Source organism: Nitrosospira sp. Nsp13 (genome assembly GCF_900101945.1).
Taxonomy (GTDB): domain Bacteria; phylum Pseudomonadota; class Gammaproteobacteria; order Burkholderiales; family Nitrosomonadaceae; genus Nitrosospira; species Nitrosospira multiformis_D.
In genome coordinates this window covers 1-20,476 of record NZ_FMVD01000005.1, presented here as the reverse complement: position 1 = coordinate 20,476, position 20,476 = coordinate 1, and the positions used below count along the sequence as shown (strand labels likewise).

The window sequence follows — 20,476 nt, the reverse complement described above, 5'->3', positions numbered from 1 at the left end:
CAAGAAAATATGCTGCACCCTCGCGCCGCCATCTATTCCCGTCGAACTCTATATCTCTTTGAAAGTGCCGGGCTGGTTGTTATCGCGCTTGCCACGATATATGCGGGTTATCAGGAAACCATGTTGATGATCAACAATGCCAGAGTCACCCTGGCGGATTTGTTGCTGATGTTTCTTTATCTGGAAATCCTGACCATGGTGGGGTTATATTTCGAGTCCGGTAAGCTACCGGTACGATTTCCCCTTTATATTGCGATGGTGGCCATGGCGCGCTATGTGATCGTGGATATCAAGGAGATGGACAATATACGGTTGTTGGGCGTATCCGCATCGATAGTGCTTGTTGCTGTGGCGGTGCTGGTGATTCGTTACGGGCATGTGCGTTATCCCTACCTTGAGGATCTGGACGACCTAGCGGATGCTACCTCCAAAAAAAACAATTTGCGCGACTGATACCCGAAAGGCATTAAACTTGAACCTGGTAGTTGACCGCTCGTTTACCAACCCGCAATATGATTCGTAAATTTTTTTTGTGTTACCTGATTCTCATCTTCTGGGTGAGTCCATTCAACTACCGGATTTAGATTAATGAAACAATCCTTAGTTGGCGTGATCATGGGTAGCGATAGCGACTGGGAAGTGATGAAACATGCGGTGGGCATATTAAAGGATCTTAATGTGCCTTACGAGGCCGAGGTGATTTCCGCCCATCGCACACCGGACCGCATGTTCGAGTATGCTGAAACTGCGGTCGAGCGCGGGCTAAAATGCATTATCGCTGGCGCCGGTGGCGCGGCGCATCTTCCCGGTATGGTTGCCGCCAAAACTATTCTGCCGGTGTTGGGGGTGCCCATTCCATCCAAACAGCTTCTGGGAATGGACTCGCTTCTTTCCATCGTGCAAATGCCGCGAGGCATCCCCGTCGCCACTTTCGCCATTGGTGAGGCGGGAGCATTCAACGCGGGCCTGTTCGCGGCGGCACTGTTAGCAGTGGAAGACATCAGGCTTGCCACGCTTCTTGTGGAGTTTCGCAAAACTCAGGCTGCGGTGGTTGCGGCCATGACATTGCCCAAGTTATGAGCATCATGCCGGGCGCGATGCTGGGGCTCCTGGGTGGCGGACAGCTCGGGCGCATGTTCATCATGGCGGCGCACAGCATGGGCTACCGTGTCACGGTACTTGATCCCGCCAAAGACAGCCCCTCAAGCAGTGTCGCTGACCGGCATTTGCGTGCCGATTACCTCGACGGGGATACCCTGTATAAGCTGGGATCTACTTGCGCGGGTATCACCACGGAATTCGAAAACGTGCCGGCCGAATCTATCAGGACCCTGGCTGAACATGGCGTGGTAAGTCCCGCCGCAAGCAGTATAGCCGTTGCCCAGAATCGTATTCTGGAAAAGAAATTTATTGTGGCCAATGGTTTTGAGGCCGTGCCGTATGCGGTAATTCAGAATTCGCACAATTCGAACGGAGCATTGTTACAAGCGCATCCGGAATTGTTTCCCGGACTTCTCAAAGTAAGCCGCTTCGGTTATGACGGCAAGGGTCAGATACGAGTCAATAATGTGAAGGAGCTTGACGCCGCATTTACCAGTTTGGGCCGCGAACCGTGCGTACTGGAACAATTGTTGCCGTTAGAGAGCGAAGTGTCGGTTATTGTGGCACGCGGATTCGATGGGGCGGCGACTACGTTTCCCGTATCCGAGAATCAGCATCGCAATGGTATCCTGGACGTCAGTATCGTTCCCGCCAGAATATCATCGGAAATTATTCAGCGTGCGCGCGAGATTGCGGTCGACATCGCGGAGAAGCTTGATCATCGCGGCGTGCTGTGCGTGGAATTTTTTGTACTCGCCGATGGCCCCCATCGCAAATTGATGGTCAATGAAATTGCGCCACGCCCCCATAATAGTGGCCACTACACCATTGATGCCTGTATCACCTCCCAATTCGAGCAACAGCTGCGAATACTTTGCGGTATACCGCTTGGGAGTACCGCCATGCACGGTGCGGCGGTCATGGTGAACCTATTGGGCGATCTATGGCAACGGGGAGAGCCGAAATGGGCAGAGGTGCTGCGGCATCCGTCTGTCAAGCTTCATTTATACGGCAAGCTTGCCGCCCGGCCCGGGCGAAAAATGGGCCACTATACCGTGCTCGCCGATACCACCGATGCCGCATTGCAGCTTGCGCTGGAAATCAAGCAGGCACTGTCCAGTGTAGATCTCCAAAAATCATGACTGATCAAATCGCACTATTTGAAACAAACATACAAAGCCTGGCTCTCCTGCATCGGGGCAAAGTACGTGACATTTATGCGGTGAATAACGACAAGCTATTGATTGTCCAGACCGATCGGCTGTCAGCGTTCGACGTTATTCTGCCAACCCCGGTACCAGGCAAGGGAAGGTTGCTGACCGCATTGTCCAGTTTCTGGTTTGAAAAACTTGATCACATTATTCCCAATCACCTGACCGGTATCGCCCCCGAATCGGTGGTGACAGAAATGGAACGCGAACAAGTAGCCGGTCGTGCATTTGTAGTCAAGCGGCTAAAATCATTGCCGGTAGAAGCTATCGTACGCGGGTATGTCGTGGGTTCCGGATGGAAAGATTACCAGAGGACCGGTGCAATTTGCGGCATCGCGCTCCCAGCCGGTTTGCAGGAAGCCGCCAAACTGCCTGGCGGAGCGATTTTTACCCCATCCACCAAAGCCGTGGCGGGTGCGCATGACGAAAATATTTCTTTTTCCGAAGTGGAAACGCTATTGGGTGGGGATTTGGCGGCGCAAGTGCGCGATAAAGCCATCGCCCTTTACGTCGAAGCGGCGGATTATGCGATAACAAAAGGCATTATTATCGCGGATACCAAGTTCGAATTCGGTCTGGATGACGCGGATGGGCTTTACCTCATAGATGAGGCGCTTACCCCCGATTCATCCCGTTTCTGGCCAGCCGATCAATACGCACCGGGAAAGAATCCGCCCAGCTATGACAAGCAGTTCGTGCGCGACTGGCTGGAAACTCAGGATTGGAACAAAAAATCGCCCGCTCCCGCATTACCCCCGGATATTCTCGCCAAGACTGCGGAGAAATATCTGCAAGCCCTTCATCGCCTGCGCAGCTGAGTAGCTGAACGCTTTCCAGCCGGTGTCCAAAACTCACTCAAACAATCCGATCAGCATCTTTGTCCCCAGCAAATAAAGCAGCACCACAAAAATTTTCGTGAGCGTGGCGGTCTGTACGATATGAGTCGTTTTTGCACCCAAGGGTGCAGTCAGCGTACTGGCCAGTACGATCCATCCCAATGCCGGCAAATAAACGTATCCCAGGCTGTATTCCGGCAGCGGCTGGGATTGCGCCATGCCATTGGCAATGTAGCCGATGGCCCCTGCCACCGCGATAGGGAAACCCACCGCTGCGGCGGTGCCGATGGCATGCTGCAACCTGACGTTGCAGTACGAAAGGAATGGCACCGTCAGCAACCCCCCGCCGATCGCGACAAAGCTGGAAATCGCGCCGATAATGCTGCCGGCCCCGAACATTCCTGGCCTGCCGGGAAGCGTGCGGCCAGGCCTGGGAGTAATTCTTAACAGCATCTGGGTGGCAGCGTAATAAATGAATACGACAAATATAACACTCAGGAACTGGCTGGAAAGCATGCTGACCAGCGTCGCTCCCGCCAGCGTGCCAACGATGATTCCCGGCGTTATATATCGTACGACTTGCCAGTTCACCGCGCCGTGAGCATGATGAGTACGCAGGCTGGAAACGGAAGTGAATATGATTGCCGCCATGGTAGTGCCGAGGGCAAGATGCAGGATGCGATCAGGAGGAAAATGCTGGGCGTTGAAAATGAACGTGAGCACCGGCACCATGATTAGTCCGCCGCCGATACCCAGCAATCCGGCGAAGAAACCGACAATCGTGCCTAACAGCAAATACGCCGACCACCACTCCACGTCAAATTTTTCTGTACGGTTTCAGTAGCTGAAAGCAGGTCATTACAAAATTCCCATAATGAATTTCCATTCTGCCGGATCTACCGGCGTGATGGACAGGCGGCTGCCTTTTTGCAGGATGCGCAGGCTGGCCAGCTCGGGGTAGCTGCGTAATTCCTTGATGCCAACCAGGCGGGTTTTTTTGACAAACTGCACATCCACATTGAACCAGCGTGGATTCTCCGGCGTCGCTTTCGGATCAAAATATTTGTTACCAGCATCGAATTGGGTGGCGTCGGGATACGCGCACTTGCAGACTTCGGCAATCCCCACGATTCCCGGTTGCTCGCAACTCGAATGATAGAAAAAAACCTGATCGCCAACGCGCATCTGGTCGCGCATGAAGTTGCGTGCCTGATAATTGCGTACCCCATACCATGCGACAGTTTGCTTGGGCATCGACGCAAGGTCGTCGATGCTTACATCGGACGGCTCTGATTTCATTAGCCAGTAACGCATATATCATTCACCTGTAGGTACATTATCGTCACTCATTCCAGTGCCACGCCCGGGATAGTATAACGGAACCGTCACAGCACGGCAGCGCGACTTCAATAGCTGAAGTCGGCCCCAATTATTTGGGAGTCCTGAGGTTTGGAATGCCGTCCGCCAGAGCCCTTCCCTTACCTAAGATACTTCATTAAGCGGAATTCCCAGTGCATCGGCCACTCCCTTGCCATAGGCCGGGTCGGCTTTCAGGCAGTTTCCTATATGGCGAATCTGGATTTCCCGAGGCGCACCGCCGATCGACCGTGCGGTGTTCTCAAACAACACTTGTTGCTGTGTGGGGGGCATCAGGCGGAACAGATTGCCGGGCTGGGAGTAGTAATCCTCGTCCACACGATGATTCCAGTGGTCGGCGGCACCTTCCAGGCTCAATGGTGGTTCGGAGAAATCCGGTTGCTGCTGCCACTCGCCGTAGCTGTTCGGTTCATAGCCAAGTGTGCCGCCATAATTACCGTCTACGCGCATCGCGCCATCGCGGTGGTAGCTGTGAAACGGGCAACGTGCCGCATTCACCGGAATGAGGTGATGGTTGACGCCGAGACGGTAACGCTGGGCGTCGCCGTATGAGAACAGCCGGCCTTGCAGCATCTTGTCGGGAGAGAAACCGATGCCTGGCACGACGTTGGCTGGATTGAAGGCCGCTTGTTCCACCTCGGCAAAAAAGTTTTCTGGATTGCGGTTCAACTCCATCACGCCCACTTCAATCGGCGGGTAGTCCTTGTGCGGCCAGATCTTGGTCAAGTCAAAGGGGTGGTACGGACAGGTTGTTGCTTCTTTTTCCGGCATGATTTGAACAAACAGCGTCCATTTGGGGAAGTCGCTTTTTTCGATACTTTCGTACAGATCACGCTGGTGGCTTTCGCGATCTTTCCCGATGATGGCAGCGGCTTCCGCATCGGTAAGATTGCGTATTCCCTGCTGCGTCTTGAAGTGGAATTTAACCCAGTGGCGTTCGTTGGCGGCATTGATGAAGCTGAATGTGTGGCTGCCAAACCCGTGCATGTGCCGGTAGCTGGCGGGGATGCCGCGATCGCTCATGACGATGGTGACCTGATGCAGCGCTTCCGGCAGGGATGTCCAGAAATCCCAGTTGTTGCGCGGACTGCGCAGATTGGTGCGCGGGTCGCGCTTGACGGCATGATTCAAGTCGGGAAACTTGAGCGGATCACGCAGGAAAAATACCGGTGTATTATTGCCGACCAGGTCCCAGTTGCCTTCCTCGGTGTAGAACTTCAGTGCGAACCCGCGAATATCGCGCTCGGCATCGGCGGCACCGCGCTCACCCGCTACCGTCGTGAAGCGGGCGAACAACTCGGTTTTCTTGCCTACCTGAGAAAAAATCTTTGCCCGTGTGTAGCGGGTAATATCGTGCGTCACCGTAAACGTGCCATAGGCGCCTGAACCCTTGGCGTGCATGCGCCGCTCAGGAATGACTTCGCGGTCGAAATGGGCGAGCTTTTCCAGGAACCATACGTCCTGGAGGAGTGCCGGGCCGCGTGGCCCCGCGGTCATGACATTCTGATTGTCAGCAACAGGCGCGCCTGCATTGGTGGTCAATTTCTTGTCATTGCTCATAGGTATCTCCTTGTATCGGGAATCGGGTTTATTTGAAGCGGCTATCGTTCTTATTGAATAGTGTACTGGACAGATCCCCCGTAGTCACGGATCGACATCCTTACACCTGAGCATTGGATAGCCGTGCTACTCCCGGAGTACGGATCACGGACTAATACCAGATCTGCCCGGATATCGAACTTGTTCTGATTTATCGTCTAACATGAGATTACAGTCATGCGATTGTTGATTATTGTCATGAGAAAAACCAAGGAAGCTCAAACAAACCCACGACTGGAGCGTCGCGAATTTCTCGTTTCCACACTTGCTACAGGATTCGCCATGATAGCTCGCCCGATTGAGGCGCAGATAAGCACGATCCATGGCATGACCGTCAGCACCCGTGAAGCAGGGACTACGGAGGATCGTGAGCAGGATGCTTCAGGGCAAGGTTCCGGTTCCATCATGCTATTTCTATGCGGCGATGTCATGACAGGCAGGGGGATAGACCAGGTCTTGCCCCACCCCGGCAACCCTGTTCTTTACGAGCGGTACATGAAAAGCGCGACTGGTTACATGGAACTTGCCGAAGAAGTGAATGGGCCAATTCCGAAGCCAGTGGATTTTTCCTATATCTGGGGTGATGCCCTTGCCGAATTGGAGCGAAGGAAGCCCGACGTGCGCATCATTAATCTCGAAACTGCGATCACCCGCAGCGACGAGGTGGAGAACAAGGCAGTCAATTACCGGATGCATCCGGATAATATTCCCTGTATTACCGCGGCAGGTATCGATTGCTGCGCGCTTGCCAACAATCATGTTCTGGATTGGGGGTATGCCGGCCTTGCCGAGACGTTGAAAACCTTGAGAATGGCTGGTATCAAAGTGGCGGGGGCGGGCTTGAATATTCAACAGGCGCGGGCTCCCACGGTGTCGGCCGTGCGGGGAAAGGGAAGGGTGCTTGTATTCTCATTTGGTTCTGAAACCAGCGGCATACCCTGGAGCTGGGCCGCTTCGGCGGAGAGACCGGGGGTCAATTTGTTGCGCGACTTTTCTTCCAAAACGGTTCGAGGCATTCACGATAACATCAGATCCGTAAAGCTCCCTGGCGACATTGTGGTTGCTTCGATTCACTGGGGCAATAACTGGGGTTATGAGATTCCGCGTGAGCAACAGGAATTCGCTTGCCAATTAATTGATGAAGCCGATGTGGATGTCGTTCATGGCCATTCATCCCATCACGCAAAGGGAATCGAGGTTTATAAAGAGAAGCTTATCCTTTACGGCTGCGGCGATTTCTTGAATGACTATGAAGGGATCTCAGGGCACGAGGCATACCGGGGAGATTTGTCTCTGATGTATTTTGCAAGGGTGGAGTCCTCGACCGGCAATCTGATCAGCTTGCACATGACGCCCATGCAGATTAAGAAGTTCAGGCTAAATCGCGCACCTGCGAATGATGCCATCTGGCTGAGGGATACCCTCAACAGGGAAGGCAAAAGATCTGGGACTTCGGTGGAGCTTAATGCTGATAATTCTTTGATTCTGCGGTGGGCATCACTAAGTTAATGCAGACTGAAGCGGTTTTTGAATAAGTTTCACGTAGACGTGCGGACGGATTTAAGGGACATGCAGACGGCTAACATTATTTCTTCGTCATTCCCGCAAAAGCGGGAATCCACAGTTTTTATGGAGCTGCTGGATTCCCGCTTTTGCGGGAATGACGACTGGGTTTTCAATTCGATGAAAATTACAATCTGGAACGTGTACTGATGGGACGTAGTCCCGCCGTCTATATCCTTGCAAGCAAGCGTAACGGCACACTTTATATCGGTGTGACCAGTAACCTGGTGAAGCGGGTGTGGGAGCACAAGCAAAACCTGGGGGAAGGCTTTGCCCAAAAATATGGTGTGCATACGCTGGTTTACTTCGAAATGCACGATGAAATGACCGAGGCGATCCGGCGCGAGAAACAACTCAAAAAATGGAACCGGTTGTGGAAGATTGAATTGATCGAGAAGATCAATCCTGGCTGGAGGGATTTATGGCAGGGGATTGTTTAGCGCTGGATTCCCGCTTTCGCGGGAATGACGGTGGGAGAGAGGGGGCGGACGGATAATTAATGGAGACCGATACTCCATGGAGAGCTTTGTTTAAATTCATTGATGAATCAAGGTTGCCCGGCTCCGGGTAACCTAAGAAACTCGCGCCGTGTTTTCGGTCCATAGGTAAGAAAGTGCGGCTCAGGGTGCTCAAGGTAGGCAAACCGCTCGCGCGCGATTCGGTCGCGCTGGGTATATCGTTTCACTTCCTCCGGGCTGATCGAATATACCCTCGCTGCGTTGAGTCCAAAGATTTTAGCGCGTAGCTGTGGCGTAATTTCAGGATAATTATACTTCGCGCGCATTTCGGCAGAGATCTGGAATGCGCGGAATGCCTGGATCTGGTCCTGCGGGGAGCCGTACCATATGGAGTCCGTACCCCAAAGGACATTATTCTCGCCGCAGTACTTCAGAAGCTTGCCTAGCGCATGCGCCGCGGCCTCCGGGTCGCGCATCAGGTAACGCCAGGTGCTGCCGAGCTCGGCGTAAACATTACTATTGGGTGCGACGCCATTTTCGATGAGTGAGCGGATCAGGGTATCGATGCCATCATCCGCGCCCCTGCCCTCGAAGGCACGCTCGGGGACGCTGGTGACGAAACCCGAATGATAGATCAGGAAAGCAACGTCGGGGAAGCGTTTGGCGACAACACCGATGTCACTGCATTGGCTATGTTCATAGGATTGTTTGCCGAAGGGCAGCCCCTTGTGAATACAGATGACCTTAACGCCGAGTTTGCGTGCCTTTTCGATGAACTGGATGCCAATATCATCCGACAGGAAATAACCCTTACCGCCCGGACCGAACTGGGTATAAGTTTTCCACGCGGACACACCCCAGCGCTCTTTCAACTCATCCATTGCGTCGAGATCGCCCGTCTGGTTGGGATTGACGCGTCCATGGAGCAGCAGACGATGCATGCCTTCCATCCGGTCGACGATCCTCCGTATCGCATCCGCAGTCTGGATGGTAAGCGGCTCGGCATCGGGTGTCGAGGGGACAAAAGAGAGTACCATCATGTCAGTATCGGAATCGAGGAATACGTCCTTGATGAATTCCTCGGGCCCGAGGCAGCGCAAGTAGCTGCGCGAGCCGGGCTCTGCTGCAAGCGCACAGCCTGCCTTGGGCATCTGGCTTAACGGGGTGTTGCCGGCGGGAAGTTTCCCCAGCCAGGCGCCATTCGGGTCCACGAAGTGGCCTTGCACATCGAAGATGAATTCTTCCTTGCCACCGCCGATAGCAGCTTGCGCGAGCGACGGCTCAAGCGCGGCTTCAGCCGGTAGATCGAAAAATCCGCCTAATTTGCCAGCCGCGGCATTTGCCGCATTAAAAGCAAGAAGCGTGGAGGCCGCGCCGCACGCGGAAATGAGAAAATCTCTTCGTGAAACAGCTAAACACTTCGCATTGGAGGTCGCAGCTTCGTGAGCGAGGCGGTTTGCGGCGTTATTCGCGGGCGATAACGGCACCGGCTCGAATTCTCCGTTCGAGGTTGTGTCGAGTTTGATGGGGAGGCGGGTGCCATCGGGATCAATGCGGGAGCTGGATGGGTTCATATAGGCAGATCCTCTTCTATATGGAACAGACAGGACGAAAAAATTTCTCTTCACTTCACGAGCGAGTCATGCGTTTCATCGCATATGGCCGCATGCCTGGAGCAGCGAAACAGATTGAAGACAAAAAAAGCGGCATGGCCGCTTTTTTTGTCTTCTGCAATAAAGTCCCCGCAGATGCCGTCAGACCATTTATCTTGAACCTTAAGGTCCAAGGTGGTCACTAGCCGGACGCATCAGGCGCTTCCAATAGGATGCGCACAACAGCGTCACTTTGGTTCGTAACCGATTCTTAAAAAAGTTGGTTCAAAGAATATAGGTCTAAACGAACACCGCAGGGAACAACTTTTACCCATTCTCACCCTCAGACAGAATAATCCGCTTACTACATTCCGCCTTGAGCGCAAGCTGGAAACCTAACCGGGCTGACCTGAAAGCTTCGTAATACGGATTAAAACAGCTTGTCTTGTTCCGGCATTACGGCATCAAGCGCCACCTGCATGTGAACGATTCTACGCTTAAATTCTTCCATGTCAAAGCCTCCTCTTTTTCTTGTCGTGAGCAATTCATGAGCGATGTTGAGCGCCGCCATGATGGCGACGCGCTCGGAACCCACCACCTTCCCGCTGTCCCTGATTTCACGCATTTTTTTATCAAGATAAGCAACCGCTTGCAGCAATTCCTCGCGTTCCTCGTCAGGGCAGGTGACCCGGAATTCGCGTCCCATAATCGTGACGTCCATGGTAGCGGTGGTTTTCATTCTTCGCTTTCGGGAAGTTGCGTCAGAAGGGCGTCCAGACGGCCAGCTGCGGCGCTTATTTTTTCCGCCAGATGTTTATTTTCGCTAGCGGCGCTCGCCAATTGCTGGCGCAACTGAATATTTTCCGATCGCAGCTGCTGGCACAATCGCACGAATTGATTAATTTTCTCTTCCAGGGAGCTGAGTTCGGATTCCATCGGCTCACTATAGTTCGGAAATCCTTGTTGAGTCAACTGATAAGGGAGTTGTTCAAATGTTGTTTCCAGGTCTGTCGCGCCAATTTCATTTGCGGGTCCCGTATGACGAAAATACCTATCCGAATGATTCAGTCAGGCAGTCTGATTCTGGTAGAATTCCCGCCACGTTTAAGGTGCTTTGGCCGCTGTGCGGCCGAGTTAAACGGGAACCAGGTGACATGCCTGGGCTGCCCCCGCAACGGTAAGCAAGTGCGGACGTATCAACCAGGGAACTCTGAACAAGTTTTTTGTGTGTTCAGAGGCTCTCTGATGCCACTGTGAATTCTCCGGTTCATGGGAAGGCGATACGTCAAGACTTGCGAGCCCGGATACCGGCCTCAAACGCATACGGCATGGGGAACTATCGCGTGGGGCGGTATCCTGATCGATCCTTTTTCGTTCACGACATCTGCGCGGTAATTCTCCGTTTATTAAAACAGTGGACGGGGCGTCTGCTTAACACCGAGTTCGTGCATTTCATTTCAGATAAACGGCTGCTTTTTGTGGTGCGTATATACCCGGTTGGGTCTACGCATAGATAAACGCGAGCGTGCCAATATGCGAAAGCACTCTTTGGCGACACCCAATATCGAAACACGTGTCCTGATCTGAAGTGAAGGGCATGTTAATACCAATACCCGTGAGGAGTAATGAATGAAATCAGGTCGCATGTTAATCCTTGGGTTGATAGTGAATCAGGCTGGATTGGCACTGGCAAACGACGTTCCTAAGACGATCCTGCCGGAACTGACTATTTATGGTGGGAATCGGATTCCCATGAATCAAGAACTGACCAATCTACGGATTAACACGGTGAAATTGAAGGTTGAGGATAACGACTGGAAGACGGTATTGCAGGAACAGGTACAAATCAATGAGCTCGGTCCAGGCGGTCCGGTGTCCCTATTTATGCGCGGCTCCAACTCGAATCAAACATTGTTTATGATCGATGGCGTCAAGATGTATTCAGCAACCAACGGAGCGCCAAACTTTGCCGCCATTGCGCCAGGTTTATTATCATCTGTTGACGTTATTCAGGGGGGAACGTCAGCCGCGTTTGGGTCTAACGCGGTGGGAGGGGTGATCAGGGGAAATATCGATATACCGAAAGGAATCATGTTCTCAGGCGGGGGTGGGTCGAGATTCTCAGAGAGAGCTGCCGGTAGTTTCGGAGTACGGGGAGATTCCTATTATGCAGGGGTACGCATGGTGCAGGATATTATCCGGCAAGGGTCCGCAACGAACAGCAATAATCCTTTCGCCTACAATCCGGATAACGATCCCCGGAAACGGATAGGGGTTGTAGCCAAGGCAGGGGGCTGGATAACACCGGATTTCCAGGTGGAAGCCACCGCCCTGGGCTCCCAGGTCAAGACTTCATTTGACGCTTCGCCGACAACGGCCGATATGAACATACAATCGATCGCCATGGCCAACGTCAGAGGTATCTATTCGCTTCCCCGTGATTTCAACGTGATGGCCACGTATGGCGCATCCACCGACAATTCAACGGTGCGTGGCGCTTTTCCCGCCGTATTCAATAGCCATTCCCTGCAGGCGTCGGTGCAGCTGGAAAAGAAACTCAATATCGGCCGGATCTTTACCGGCATGGATCATGAAAAGCAGGGCGTGGACGGCACAACGAATTTTACTTCCACAAGCCGGAGCAATGTAGCAGGATTTGCGGGAACGCAACTGGATACCGGCCGGCATGTGGTGGAGGGCATGTTTCGCCACGATGATAATAGCCAGTTCGGAGACTACAACACCTATTCAGTTTCCCTGGCGCGGAAATTGGGCGATTCCTGGCGGGTGGGAGGGCTGACTTCGTCGTCGTTCAAGGCGCCGACATTCAATGATCTCTATTTTCCCACGATGTTCGGATTCGGCGGCAATCCTAATCTCAAGCCGGAACGCGGCAGGATGCATGAAGCATTTGTGTCATATAACGGGGCTGGTGCAAGTTATCGGTTTGGCTATTTTATGAATACCATCAAAGATGCCATCGTGATTAACAACATATTCTCGCAGGTGGAGAATATCTCCGAGGCCCGCATTGACGGATTTGAAGTGAGTGGAACTCAACCCATTGGCAAGAACTGGACGATACGGACAAATATGACCTTCCAGGATCCGCGCAACCAGCAGCTCAATACCATTCTTCCACGCAGATCCAGGATGTTCGGCACCGTGGCGATGAGATACGCGACAGAAAATTTCATGGTGGAGGGCATAGCGAGAGGCGAGGGTGCGAGGTATGACGACATTGAAAATCTGCACAAATTGCCGGCAATGGTCATAGTAGGCTTTAGCGCATCCTACAAGCTTCAGCAAGGACCAACCTTGCGAGTCCAGATTGATAATCTTCTCGATAAAAAATACCAGCCGGCAATCGGGTTTAATGGAATTCCCCGAACGGTCTGGGGAAGTATCACATACACTTTCTGATCGTCGTGGCTGTCATAGGTGATCAGGGAGCTCAATTGGAGCCGTGACTGACGGAAACAAATGAGCCCCAAATCGCATTATCCGGCAACTCCACACATTGCCTAGTCACGCTCACGCTGCTAAAGTCCGCTGGTTACCGGTTTTATCTTTTCATTCACGCAAGATCCATAAGCCATGAACAGCCGCCGGTTGTACTCGCGCCTGATGAAATATATCGTGCCCTATTGGGAAGTGTTCGTATTCTCGCTGATGGGTATGATTGCGATGGCGGCTACCGCGCCAATGATAGCTGCATTGACAGTGCCGCTGCTGGACGGCGCTTTTGTCAATAAGGACACGGAATCGATGCAGCTGGTTCTGCTGGCAATCATTGTGTTGTTTGCGGCGCGCGGTGTGGCAGGCTATATCAGCACCTATGCGATCAACTGGGTAAGCAGCAAACTGGTGGTGGATTTGCGGGCGGAAATGTTCAATAAGCTATTGATCCTGCCTGATTGTTATTATTCCAGCCAGCCCGGTGGCAGTCTCGTTGCCAGACTCACGTCCGATATCACCCAGCTCACTTCTGCCGTCATCGGCGTAATAACCGTAATGGTGCGCGATACGTTGACTGTTATCGGGTTATTGGCGTGGATGCTCTATCTTAATTGGAAGCTTTCGGTACTGGCTTTATTGATGGTATCCGTGATCCTGCTGATCATGCGGTCCGTCGGCGAGCGGCTGCAAAGTGTGGAGAGGGAGGCGCGGCAAACAGCGGATAGCATCACTCAGGTATTAAAGGAGTCCATTGAAAACCATAGGGTGGTCAGACTTTACGGAGGCCGGCGATACGAAACCCATCGCATGGGAGAGGAAGCAAGCCGGGTGCGCGACTTTACCATGAGGCAGATCGCCATTTCAGCTTTAAGCGTCCCGCTGGTGCAACTTGCAACCTCCGTTGCGCTGGTGGTCATATTATATCTTGCGACGCAGCAAGCCTTCGCCAATGAAACCACGGTGGGCAGTTTAGTATCCATCGTCGTGGCCATGCTGATGCTGAGTGCGCCGTTGAAGCGTATTGCCGGTGTAAAAGAGTTCCAGCAGCAGGAGTTTGCCGCTGCCGAGAGCGTATTCTCGTTACTGGATCAGGCGGCTGAACCGGATACAGGGGCGGATACAGGAACAATTACCATCGACCGTGCGCGTGGGGAACTGCGATTCGAACAGGTCAGTTTTTGCCGTGACTCCGTAAGTTCCGGAATAAGCTCGGGTGCAGGCGAAATACTGGATATCACGCTGACCATACAACCGGGGGAGACATTGGCGCTGGTGGGTCTCTCCGAGTGCGATAAGGCCACCCTCGTGAATATGGTGCCACGTTTCATTCGTCCCACGGCGGGGAGAGTTCTGCTTGATGGCCATGATCTGGCAAGCCTCACATTAGCCAGTCTACGCGCCAATATCGCGCTGGTTTCCGAAGGTGCAACACTATTCAACGATACCGTAGCAGCCAACATCGCTTATGGCGCCATGGGACGTGAAACGGAATCCAGGATCACTGCCGCGGCACAGGCCGCTCACGCAATGGAATTCATTCGGGAAATGCCGCAGGGATTGCAAACCTTAGTAGGGGAGCGAGGCGTAAAACTTTCCAGCGGACAACGGCTGCGTGTCGCCATTGCCCGGGCATTGCTGAGAGATTCGCCTGTCCTGATTATGGATGAGACGCTTCAGATGCCGGACTTCGAAACCAGTCATCATGTGCAGGCAGCATTGGAAGCCCTGATGCACGGACGTACCACGCTCGTCATAGCGCATCGTTTATCCACCGTGGAGAGAGCGGATCGTATCGTAGTGCTGCAAAAAGGACGCATCGCCGAAATCGGCGATCACCGGGAATTACTTACCAAAGAAGGTACTTATGCCAGGCTTGCTCGAACTTTTGTTTGAACCTAAATCCGGTAGTTGACCGCTCATTTAATAGATCAGTGTTCTGATTAATAACAATATTTCTTATTATTTGACTCTCACCTTCCGGGTGAGGCTGCTACGGGGTGAATTGTACATTTTTTGCGGCACAAGACCGCGTTGCAACTTCTTGGAATGGAACGACCATTCCGCGTCGTTGCGCCTTGCCCTGCACCCCAAAAACCGCACACCTCACCCCGTCCAACTACCGGATTTAGGTTGAACCCGTTATTTACTGATTGCCTAGCTCGATTCCCTGTTTGTACTCTGGCACCCATCTTGTCAACCCTTGTTTGACTTCCTCATCGCTGAGTACCGGGTGTTCATTCAGCCATGCCACGAGATCTGCCAGCCATTGTGCGTCTACCTGGCGAGCCTGGGCGATGCGCAGTTTGGAATGCGGTGTAGGCAAAGTGTTTTCATCGTCGGCCAATAATTCTTCGTAGAGCTTTTCCCCAGGGCGTAATCCATTGTAGACGATCTTGATATCTCCCTCGGTGAGGCCTGATAGACGAATCATATCCTTTGCCAGGTCTGCAATCTTGATGGGCTCACCCATATCCAGCACGAAAATTTCTCCACCACCTTCTTTTCCTCCCATTAAGCCGGCTTGCAGCACCAGCTGCGCGGCTTCAGGTATGGACATGAAGTAGCGTGTAACCTCGGAATGGGTGACGGTAATCGGCCCCCCTTTTGCAATCTGTTCGCGGAATTTTGGAATCACACTGCCTGTGCTACCCAGCACGTTACCAAAACGTACCATGACAAAACATGTTTTTTGGACAGCATCACCCGGATCTTCCCCCGCCGACAGGCAAACGGATTGCTGCAATGCCTGGCAAATCATCTCGGCCAGCCGCTTGCTGGCACCCATGACGTTCGTGGGATTGACGGCTTTATCGGTTGAGATCAGTACGAATTTTTCCGCTCCATGCTGGATTGCCGTCCGCGCCAGGACATAAGTTCCCCATACATTGTTCAGGACGGCTTGCCAGGCATTCTCCTGCTCCATCAGCGGGACATGCTTGTAAGCAGCCGCATGAAAAACAACGGCGGGCTGGAACTGCGTAAACACCTGAGATAGCCGGGCCGGGTCCTTGATATCACCTATCATGAATGCCATCGGTATTTCTGGAAAACTGATTCTGAGCTCCTGTTCGATGTTATAGAGCACGAATTCATTCAATTCAAACAATACCAGGCGGCACGGCTCAAACTTGGCAATCTGCCGGCATAACTCCGATCCGATTGAACCGCCGGCTCCGGTAACCAGTATCGTTTTTCCCGCCAGCAAGTCATGCAGCCTGTCGTTATCCAGCACCACCGGATCTCGTCCCAGCAAATCATCCAGCTCAACATTTCGGATTTGCGACACGGTGATTTTGCCGCTGATCAGATCGTCATAAGAAGGTACGATTAAGGCCTTGACTCCAGCGGTTGAACACATTTCCAGCGCATGCCGGCGATCGCGGTGAAGGCGATCGGAATGACGGCGGTCGAGTTGAGAGCGGCGAATCTTTCGGCGATCGATCGCGGTAGGCGTCATTGCAATAATGGCGTGGGCCACACCCAGTTTTTCCGCTACGGCAGGCAGCTCATTGATGCGACCCAGTACCTTGAAACCATGCAGCATCATTCCGTGTTTTGCGGGATCGTCATCCAGCAATCCTGCTACTCGCCATTGCACGCTGCGGGCGAGCTCTTTTACCAGACCGATTGCACCGTCGCCCGCCCCCAACACCAGGACGAGATTACCCTCGATCTTTTTTAATCCATAGAGTCGATGCTCCTTCCATAAGCGGTAAGCCAGGCGGCTGCCTCCCATGATCAGCAGAAGCAGAATGGGAGCCAGCAGCAGCACGGTACGTGGTGTGCCGGCCAGTATCTGCAGCATGAATAACACCAGCGGCACTGCCGCCGCCGATATCAACACCGCAAGCAGAATACGTCGCAAGTCCGGCAAGCTCGCGTAGTGCCAGAGCCCGCGATATAGGCCAAACCATAGGAATGCCGCCGCATGAATCGGGATGACCCAAGGCAGGATTTCCCAAAAAGATTTCAGGTATGAAGAGGGTATTTCGAAATTGAAACGGAACGAATAAGCGAGTCCCCACGCTACGACCGTTGCGGCGATATCATGAACGAAAGCGATTGCTGTGCGTATGTTGGGCTTGGGTAAAGGCATTCTGTCAGTCGCCGGGAGAGGGCTCCAAATACCGTTCGGACACAATCATCATACTCAAATAAATTCCGCCCCAAATCACGCCGACGCCAAGCTGAACGGTAATATCCTGGTGCATGGCCCACATTGCGCTGACACCCGAGCCCAGCATCAGAATATAACCCAGCAGTGCCGTATTGCGGTGACCAAGACCGCTACGCACCATACGCTGGTAATAATGAGCGCGATGTGCCTGCCAGAATCGTTCACCGCTCAGGCAACGTCTTACGAGCGTAACAGAAGCATCGGCAATAAATGGAGAAAAAACCAGTACCGGTAGCCACAGTGGCCACGAGTTATTCACCCAGCCTATCACACCCAGTGATGCGGCTAGAAATCCCAGTGGAATCGCGCCGGCGTCTCCCATGAAAATACGTGCGGGATAAAAATTAAATATCAAAAAAGCGGCAGCGGCTGCGGCAACACAGAAGTTTATCACGGCAAATGATTCGTCTCCGGCAAGCCAAGCGGTCAGGCCGTAGCACGTGAAACCAATTAGCGTCATACCACCCGCCAATCCATCCGAGCCGTCCATGAAATTATAAAGATTGATCATCCAGATGACCAAAATGGTGATTATTGTAACGATCATCCACCCGTGCGCTTCGAGTAGCAGTGCGACCGAGAACCAGATGGCCACCGCGCCATGCATCAGCAACCGCCCCAGTACAGGCAGACCAAAAATATCGTCGGCAAAAGATACCAGCACCAGAAGGGCGATGCCTAGCGATACGGAAATTGGCAGGGTCGCAGGGATAGACCCCCACGAAGCCGCTACACCCAACATCATACCGAGCCCACCGGTGCGGCGAACGGCCCGGGTATGGAGGGAGCGGGGGTTAGGATGATCCAGGACATTAAGGACGCTGCTCTTTATCAACCACCCAATCAGGATAAGCGTTACCGTAAACGCTATTAACGGGGGGGTGACAAGCGAGAAAGAAAGACCGTCAATCATACGGGATTATAACTGTCCAAAATATTCCGCGCCGGTTTCCGCAAGGTTAATGTTAACAGCATGCGTTTACTTGCAAGCTGGATGCTATACGCAGCAAGAAGCGGACTGGTTGTCGTATATAAATAGAACCGCGGATCTATCCTCATTAATTCGATTATCTACCAGGCCTGATATCACCCGGCTTTTTTTGATCAAGAAATCTGGTATTGTTGTCTCGCGGCCTGCAAGAGTCTGCGAGGTCTTCGAACATTTCGTATTGATATCCTTTAGTTGATCCTACTGCGAACAGGTATCTTTCGAGTTATTCGCCCGAAAATTGTATTTCATAAACAGAATCAACCGTTGAAGAAAATATCGCTTAACACGCAGATTCTATTCGGTGTGCTGGCTGGCATCTTGCTGGGTATGGGGTTTTCCGGGCTTGGACAAGAATCAGCCGTCGCGCAAAACGGGCTCTATGTCGCTAGGCTGATCGGCACATTGTTTATTGATTTGTTGAAAATGGTGCTGATTCCGCTGGTATTCACCTCTATCGCGGTTGGGGTTGCCAACTTGCGTGCGCACCGGCAGATTCACAAGGTATGGAAAGCCACACTGGGTTTCTTTATATTTTCCATGGCGCTTGCGGTGATACTGGGATTGACCGCTGCCAATCTTTTTCGCCCTGGCGAGGGACTTCAGCTTGCGATGTTTCAGGATGCCATGCGGGGTTTTGAGGCCAAGCAGATGTCTCTACCCGAGTTCTTTGCCCATTTTCTGCATTCACTGTTTCAGAATCCCATAACGGCATTAGCTCAGGGCGATGTGCTCGCGGTAGTGGTTTTCGCACTTTTGCTGGGGATAGCTCTGGTAGTGGGTGGCGAGCGCTACGCCAATATTATCGTTTTGTTGCAGGAATTTCTGGAATTGATACTGATGCTGGTGGGCTGGATCATGCGGCTGGCACCATTAGGCATCATGGCGCTGTTGCTACAACTGGTCGCCACCCAGGATACTGCCTTGCTTGCGACGCTGATAAAATTTATTGTGGTGGTGGTGGGCACCACGCTATTGCATGGTGTGGTGGTGCTGCCGCTGATACTTTATCTGGTGACCGGCATGGCGCCGCTCAAATTCTGGCGCGGTGCGCGCGAGGCGCTGGTAACGGCTTTTGCCACCAGTTCCAGTTCGGCCACTTTGCCTGTCACCTTGCGCTGTGTGGAGCAGCATCTGCATGTCAAACGCGATATTGCGGGCTTCGTCGTACCGCTCGGTGCCACACTTAACATGGATGGGACCGCATTATACGAGGCCGCTGCGGCGCTGTTTGTCGCCAATCTGGTGGGTATAGAACTCAATCTCATGCAGCAGATGATCGTGTTTTTCACCGCTATGCTCGGCGCGATGGGCGCGCCTGGCATTCCCAGTGCCGGCATGGTAACCATGGTGCTGGTGTTGCAATCAGTTGGCCTGCCCGCGGAGGCTATCGCTATTCTCCTTCCCATTGATCGCTTACTGGATGCATTCCGCACGGCGGTTAACGTTGAAGGAGATATGGTGGGCAGTCTGGTGGTACAAGAGTGGGTCAAGAGTACGCATCATGATGAGAGTGTCGTTTAGCCATAACGCCCACGGACAATGGATTGCCGCCATTGATTCACGCGGATACGAAAATCAGTTGAACATAGGGTCTCATCAACTTTGAGATTGCACACCCGCGGGTGTTTTACATTGCATCGTAATGAAATGAAAGCGCTTCTGCTATCCGCACGTGAGTGCCGGCCAGGGCATCCGCTGATGGCTCATTCGGCAAGAGTCTATTTCTGGATGGCTGTTTTCGCCGAAATGTGCAAAGTGGTGTGACATGTTGTCGCGCGGCAATATGTCACATTCCCAAGCTGATCTTCCCTCCTTACAATTTAACTTGAATCGTAGTGCGAGAACTCGCGGTGGATCATGACGCCCAACTGAAAAATGAGTGAAAGGCGAGCGATCAACTGCTGGGTTTGGATTTAATTTGATTTGACAAGGAGACGAGCGGCTTGCGGCAAGTACTGCACGCTCGGAAATGCCCATGAAAATTCCGAAAAGAATTGAACCGCTCGTCGAGGAGGGTCTCGTCGATGAAGTCATCTGCCAGCTCATGAGCGGCAAGGAAGCCATGGTCTACGTGGTTCGCTGCGGAGAAGCGATTTGTTGCGCCAAGGTATA

17 protein-coding genes, 1 other RNA gene, 1 pseudogene and 1 riboswitch are annotated in these 20,476 nt (G+C 52.8%); of the genes and pseudogenes, 10 read left to right on the top strand and 9 right to left on the bottom strand.

What is annotated here, in order from left to right:
- Positions 1–9 precede the first annotated feature (9 nt).
- From BLO43_RS07490 to BLO43_RS07475, 4 genes are all read left to right on the top strand, one after another.
- The gene (locus tag BLO43_RS07490) at positions 10–453 is read left to right on the top strand and encodes a phosphate-starvation-inducible protein PsiE (protein ID WP_090906552.1); all 444 of its coding nucleotides are present in this window, start codon (positions 10–12) and stop codon (positions 451–453) included.
- 135 nt (positions 454–588) lie between these two features.
- Positions 589–1,080 carry a 5-(carboxyamino)imidazole ribonucleotide mutase gene (gene purE, locus BLO43_RS07485; protein ID WP_090906551.1) on the top strand — a complete coding sequence of 164 codons (492 nt, stop codon included), beginning with the start codon at positions 589–591 and terminating at the stop codon, positions 1,078–1,080.
- Positions 1,077–2,243, top strand: coding sequence for a 5-(carboxyamino)imidazole ribonucleotide synthase (locus tag BLO43_RS07480; protein WP_175443891.1), 1,167 nt, complete (start codon positions 1,077–1,079; stop codon positions 2,241–2,243). The genes purE and BLO43_RS07480 overlap by 4 nt, the downstream gene beginning before the upstream one ends.
- The gene (locus tag BLO43_RS07475; RefSeq protein ID WP_090906550.1) at positions 2,240–3,130 is read left to right on the top strand and encodes a phosphoribosylaminoimidazolesuccinocarboxamide synthase; all 891 of its coding nucleotides are present in this window, start codon (positions 2,240–2,242) and stop codon (positions 3,128–3,130) included. Before BLO43_RS07480 ends, BLO43_RS07475 begins: the two co-directional genes overlap by 4 nt.
- A 33-nt stretch (positions 3,131–3,163) precedes the next feature.
- On the opposite strand, the gene BLO43_RS07470 is transcribed toward BLO43_RS07475, so the two are convergent.
- The 3 genes from BLO43_RS07470 to BLO43_RS07460 all read right to left on the bottom strand — a co-directional run bounded on the left by BLO43_RS07470 (position 3,164) and on the right by BLO43_RS07460 (position 6,085).
- Positions 3,164–3,964, bottom strand: coding sequence for a sulfite exporter TauE/SafE family protein (locus tag BLO43_RS07470; RefSeq protein WP_090906549.1), 801 nt, complete (start codon positions 3,962–3,964; stop codon positions 3,164–3,166).
- Between the two features lie 42 nt (positions 3,965–4,006).
- Entirely contained in the window at positions 4,007–4,462 is a 456-nt protein-coding gene (locus BLO43_RS07465) for an EVE domain-containing protein (protein ID WP_090906548.1), read from the bottom strand.
- Between the two features lie 168 nt (positions 4,463–4,630).
- The gene (locus tag BLO43_RS07460; RefSeq protein ID WP_090906547.1) at positions 4,631–6,085 is read right to left on the bottom strand and encodes a catalase KatE2; all 1,455 of its coding nucleotides are present in this window, start codon (positions 6,083–6,085) and stop codon (positions 4,631–4,633) included.
- A 216-nt stretch (positions 6,086–6,301) separates the two neighbouring features.
- Between BLO43_RS07460 and BLO43_RS07455 the strand changes: the two genes are divergently transcribed.
- Both BLO43_RS07455 and BLO43_RS07450 read left to right on the top strand, forming a co-directional pair.
- Positions 6,302–7,633, top strand: a complete 1,332-nt coding sequence (locus tag BLO43_RS07455) for a CapA family protein (RefSeq protein ID WP_254773380.1) — start codon at positions 6,302–6,304, stop codon at positions 7,631–7,633.
- A gap of 203 nt (positions 7,634–7,836) precedes the next feature.
- On the top strand, positions 7,837–8,127 hold the full coding sequence (locus BLO43_RS07450; protein WP_090906546.1) for a GIY-YIG nuclease family protein: 291 nt from the start codon (positions 7,837–7,839) through the stop codon (positions 8,125–8,127).
- 107 nt (positions 8,128–8,234) lie between these two features.
- On the opposite strand, the gene BLO43_RS07445 is transcribed toward BLO43_RS07450, so the two are convergent.
- From BLO43_RS07445 to BLO43_RS07430, 4 genes are all read right to left on the bottom strand, one after another.
- Positions 8,235–9,719, bottom strand: a complete 1,485-nt coding sequence (locus tag BLO43_RS07445) for an amidohydrolase family protein (protein WP_090906545.1) — start codon at positions 9,717–9,719, stop codon at positions 8,235–8,237.
- 161 nt (positions 9,720–9,880) lie between these two features.
- Positions 9,881–10,060, bottom strand: a non-coding RNA gene (ssrS, locus tag BLO43_RS07440) — 6S RNA.
- Between the two features lie 107 nt (positions 10,061–10,167).
- Positions 10,168–10,476, bottom strand: coding sequence for a cell division protein ZapA (locus BLO43_RS07435; RefSeq protein WP_090906544.1), 309 nt, complete (start codon positions 10,474–10,476; stop codon positions 10,168–10,170).
- Positions 10,473–10,673 (bottom strand): hypothetical protein, encoded by a 201-nt coding sequence (locus BLO43_RS07430; RefSeq protein WP_074631295.1) that lies wholly within the window; start codon positions 10,671–10,673, stop codon positions 10,473–10,475. The genes BLO43_RS07435 and BLO43_RS07430 overlap by 4 nt, the downstream gene beginning before the upstream one ends.
- A 154-nt stretch (positions 10,674–10,827) precedes the next feature.
- Positions 10,828–11,068, top strand: a riboswitch (cobalamin riboswitch).
- A gap of 298 nt (positions 11,069–11,366) precedes the next feature.
- Here BLO43_RS07430 and BLO43_RS07425 point away from each other — a divergent pair.
- On the top strand, positions 11,367–13,160 hold the full coding sequence (locus BLO43_RS07425; RefSeq protein ID WP_090906543.1) for a TonB-dependent receptor domain-containing protein: 1,794 nt from the start codon (positions 11,367–11,369) through the stop codon (positions 13,158–13,160).
- 174 nt (positions 13,161–13,334) lie between these two features.
- A complete protein-coding gene (msbA, locus tag BLO43_RS07420) occupies positions 13,335–15,089 on the top strand; it encodes a lipid A export permease/ATP-binding protein MsbA (RefSeq protein ID WP_090906542.1) in 1,755 nt (584 codons plus the stop codon).
- Positions 15,090–15,339: 250 nt separating this feature from the next.
- On the opposite strand, the gene BLO43_RS07415 is transcribed toward msbA, so the two are convergent.
- Entirely contained in the window at positions 15,340–17,292 is a 1,953-nt protein-coding gene (locus BLO43_RS07415) for a polysaccharide biosynthesis protein (RefSeq protein WP_090906541.1), read from the bottom strand.
- 4 nt (positions 17,293–17,296) lie between these two features.
- Positions 17,297–18,286 (bottom strand): MraY family glycosyltransferase, encoded by a 990-nt coding sequence (locus BLO43_RS07410; RefSeq protein WP_090906540.1) that lies wholly within the window; start codon positions 18,284–18,286, stop codon positions 17,297–17,299.
- A 342-nt stretch (positions 18,287–18,628) separates the two neighbouring features.
- Here BLO43_RS07410 and BLO43_RS07405 point away from each other — a divergent pair, with 342 nt between their 5' ends.
- Both BLO43_RS07405 and BLO43_RS17055 read left to right on the top strand, forming a co-directional pair.
- A complete protein-coding gene (locus BLO43_RS07405; protein ID WP_090906704.1) occupies positions 18,629–19,885 on the top strand; it encodes a dicarboxylate/amino acid:cation symporter in 1,257 nt (418 codons plus the stop codon).
- A gap of 454 nt (positions 19,886–20,339) precedes the next feature.
- Positions 20,340–20,476, top strand: a pseudogene (locus BLO43_RS17055) (serine protein kinase RIO); the annotation flags it as partial.